The sequence below is a fragment of the Campylobacter sp. 2018MI13 genome (assembly GCF_018501135.1).
In the GTDB taxonomy this organism is placed as follows: Bacteria; Campylobacterota; Campylobacteria; order Campylobacterales; family Campylobacteraceae; genus Campylobacter_E.
In genome coordinates this window covers 1-3,467 of sequence record NZ_JAHCZC010000116.1, presented here as the reverse complement: position 1 = coordinate 3,467, position 3,467 = coordinate 1, and the positions used below count along the sequence as shown (strand labels likewise).

General features: G+C 24.5%; 4 protein-coding genes, 1 other RNA gene and 1 pseudogene. 3 read left to right on the top strand and 3 right to left on the bottom strand.

The features are described from left to right. Both KJQ99_RS08955 and ssrA read left to right on the top strand, forming a co-directional pair. Positions 1 to 214, top strand: a 214-nt coding sequence (locus tag KJQ99_RS08955) for a hypothetical protein (RefSeq protein WP_214150599.1), incomplete at its 5' end; no start/stop codon positions are given. A 383-nt stretch (positions 215 to 597) separates the two neighbouring features. Beyond that, positions 598 to 949: a transfer-messenger RNA gene (gene ssrA / locus KJQ99_RS08950) on the top strand. A gap of 169 nt (positions 950 to 1,118) precedes the next feature. Here the strand turns inward: ssrA and KJQ99_RS08945 are convergent. Then, on the bottom strand, positions 1,119 to 1,448 hold the full coding sequence (locus tag KJQ99_RS08945; RefSeq protein ID WP_214150598.1) for a hypothetical protein: 330 nt from the start codon (positions 1,446 to 1,448) through the stop codon (positions 1,119 to 1,121). A 280-nt stretch (positions 1,449 to 1,728) separates the two neighbouring features. Between KJQ99_RS08945 and KJQ99_RS08940 the strand changes: the two genes are divergently transcribed. Next, on the top strand, positions 1,729 to 1,953 hold the full coding sequence (locus KJQ99_RS08940; RefSeq protein WP_214150597.1) for a hypothetical protein: 225 nt from the start codon (positions 1,729 to 1,731) through the stop codon (positions 1,951 to 1,953). Positions 1,954 to 2,873: 920 nt separating this feature from the next. Here the strand turns inward: KJQ99_RS08940 and KJQ99_RS08935 are convergent. Then, on the bottom strand, positions 2,874 to 3,242 hold the full coding sequence (locus KJQ99_RS08935; protein ID WP_214150596.1) for a DUF1353 domain-containing protein: 369 nt from the start codon (positions 3,240 to 3,242) through the stop codon (positions 2,874 to 2,876). 1 nt (position 3,243) lies between these two features. Further along, a pseudogene (locus KJQ99_RS08930) lies at positions 3,244 to 3,467 on the bottom strand (aspartate/glutamate racemase family protein); the annotation flags it as partial.

Below are 3,467 nucleotides of genomic sequence, written 5' to 3'. Positions count from 1 at the left end.
ACCTGAACTTCAAAATATTTTATTTGAATCATTAGTAAAAATTAAAATAGAAAATGATACTTTAGAATTACATGTAATGCCGCCTTATAATGAGAAAGAAAAGGCTATTTTAAGAGATAATATTAAAAATGTTTTAGCTAAATGTAGTGCGTTTTTTAAAACTAAAAATGCAAAAATAATCAATGCAGAGCTAGATAAAAAAAAACTTCATTAGAAACTAAACCTAATGAATTTAATAAAGAGCAAGATTTTAATACATCTAGGCATTTAGGTGAATTAGAATTATCTAAATTTGTAATAGAACCAGATTTTCAAAGTAGTATTGATTTAGAAAATAAGGCTAATGAGTTTAATAAAGAGCAAGATTTTAATATATCTAGGCATTTAGGCGAATTAGAATTATCTAAATTTGTAATAGAGCCTGAAAACATTGAAGAAAAAAATATAAATTTAGAAATAGAGCATTTAAAATTAAGTAAAGAACAATTAGAAATTAAGAAAAAATTAGATTTAATTACAAATGCTTTAGGACCTTTAAGTGAAAATAGACCTTGAAAAATAATGTTAATTTGATATAATCACAACTTTACTTTTCTTGGGGCTGACTAGGTTTCGACAGGATTAGTAAGGGATTAGCTGCATGCCGTGTTGCTACGTTAAACGCTAAATTAAAATTAAACGCAAACAAAAAAGAATTAGCTCCTGCTTACGCTTACGCTGCGTAAGTTCAGTTGAGCCCTGCGATGCTTAAAGCTTGTAATAGCATTAGCGGGTCATCATTCAAGCTAGTTTAAAGTTTTGGCTAGACTTTAAATAAAATAAAAGCCTTAGTTTTTGCTAAAGTCGTAAGCTGCACTTGGTAAAAATGAATTTAAGCAGCCTACTAAGCATGTAGACGCTGGTTTTGAGCTAGTTTTGGACTGGAGTTCAAATCTCCACAGCTCCACCATTCTTATTTTTTCCATTCTTTTTTTTAAAAATTAATTAAAATCTATATAAGAATAATTTAAATTATATAATATTTTTTATTTTAGATAAGTTTTTCATTTTTTTATCCTTTTATTTATAATTTTTGCTTAAAATAAAAGCCCTTGCTCGTAACAAGGGCTAAAAGGCTCTTAAGCAAAAAGCCTTTTGCAATGAGATATTAAAATCTCTTTTAATTTATAGTTTTTAGAGAGAGTGCTTATCTCTTCTAAAAACATTTCATCATCATAGAGTTTTATAAACTCATCTTTAGGAATTTGTTCTCTAAATAATATGTGTTTTAGCAAAAGATTGTGCTTTTCTTGGAAATCATAAGCACTGAAATTGTCCTGTTTATAAGCAATTAAGAGCATTTGTGCTTCTAAACTTAAACTATTAAAATCTTTATCTTTTAATTTGTTAATTATAACCCTTGCAACTTCGTTTAAGAAGTCTTCTAAACTCATATTTAAATCTATCATCATTTATCCTTTTGGTTTTTTGGTTTTTTGGCTTTTTAAAGCAACTTGTTTTTTATCCGTTTTAAAATCTTTTTTTTGTTTTTTTATGGCATTTGACAATCTCCTTTCATTGGTATATATTTGTAAATATTACAATTTTTTAAGTATTTTTTACAAATACAAACGAAATGTAACATAATATTCTTAAATTAAACTTAAAATACTAAATATTTTACAAAATATATTGTATTTTTTACAAATATATGCTAATATACACTTGCAATCAAAAAAAGGAGTAAAAATGACAGGAAAAGATTTTAATGAGAGAATAAAACTTTTAGGCTTAAGTGTTAGTGAGTTTGCAGAACTAACAGGACTTACTAAAGACGCAATTTATGGTTGGAGTAGAAATGATAAAAACGCTCCGACTTGGATAAAATCTTGGTTAGATAATTATGAAAAGGCATTATTGTTAGATAATATAAAAAATGCTTTTTCACAAGCTTTTGCGTTTGATAAAAAATAATCCTAATTCTGAATTTAAATTCTTTTATTTTATTTAAGAATTTAAATTCGCCACCCCACTTAAAAAAAATCACATATCATACCAAAGTTAATAAACGATTAATTTTATAAAGAATTTAAATTTATTTTAAGAAAAAATTGGTAAAATATCGTTACCTTTAAGCATTTATTAAAGCTAAAACTATTGAGAGTAAAGGATAGTTAAGTGTTAGAACTAATCGTTTTAATTACTTTACTAATAGCTTTACTTAAAGCTTTAAAAAACTTTAAGTAAAACACCTTTTAAAAATAACTATTGAAAATTGTAAACTAGCACTGCTTAGCTTTAGCTTAAAGAGAAAGCAATCGTGAAACTCGCCGTACAGTTTCACAACTTTCTTAAAATCTTATAAAAACCCACTTAAAATCAAAAATCTACTAAGTACTAATTTTATATTTAAAACGATTTTAGATATGTTTTTGTTAATTTAAAAGCATATTTTATAAACTCGCCACATCAGATTTTTTTACACTTTTAAAAATTCGCCGCCTCCCCACCGAAAGAAAAAAAATTATTTTTTATGATTTTTAACTTTAAAAATAAGTGTTTTCGCCGATTTTTGCTAGGTTTTTAGACAATTCTTTAGGATTTTTTTAAAAATTCTAATTTTTCTAAAAAAATATTTTTGCTTTTTTTGATGGATTTATGTTTTGTATTGAAAACTTTAATCCTTTACAAAAATTATTTTTTTAGATTTTTTTAGCACAATTTAGCACAATTTATAACACAATAATTTTTTTAATATTGCTAAAACTACGACTACATAAGCAAATCAGAACTTTTATATTAAATCTTGATTTATATTATTTACTTAAGTATTAAAATTTTAACGAATGAAAACTATTGAATTATAGTATGTAGTTTTTGTATTTAATATTTTATTACCTATAAAATCCTAAGTATTTTTTATATAAGTGATATATTTTACAAGAAAAATAAAATATTTTAATTTTATAATTTGCCACTTGCAAAGTTCTAAGAGCTTCTTTAAAAATTTCATCAGCTAAAACAACGTCTTGGTATTTTTTACTTTTTTTAGCTTGAAGACATAAAAAATCATGAATTACTACTGCTGATAAGTATTCTGGAGAATTTGGTGGAAAGAAACTCCAAAATATTCTAGGTATATTTGCTCCATTTGTAACAAATCCCTTTGGTATTATGATGGTTTGATTTTTGCTTTCATATTTATATTCAAAAGCTAATTCAAATTTATTTTTATCTATTGGTTTTACTACAACTCTTGTCATTTTACTCTAAAGACTGCAAAAATATATCTTTTGCATGAATATATGTTGTATCAAAGACTTTTATATTTTTAAAATCATTTTCGTTAATTAATAGTGCAATTTCAGTGCAAGCTAATAAAATTCCTTCAATATTATGTTTATTTATAATATTTATGAAAGTTTCTTTACTATTTTGTTTGATAACATTAAAGCAAAGTTCATTGAAAATAATATCATTAATAGTAT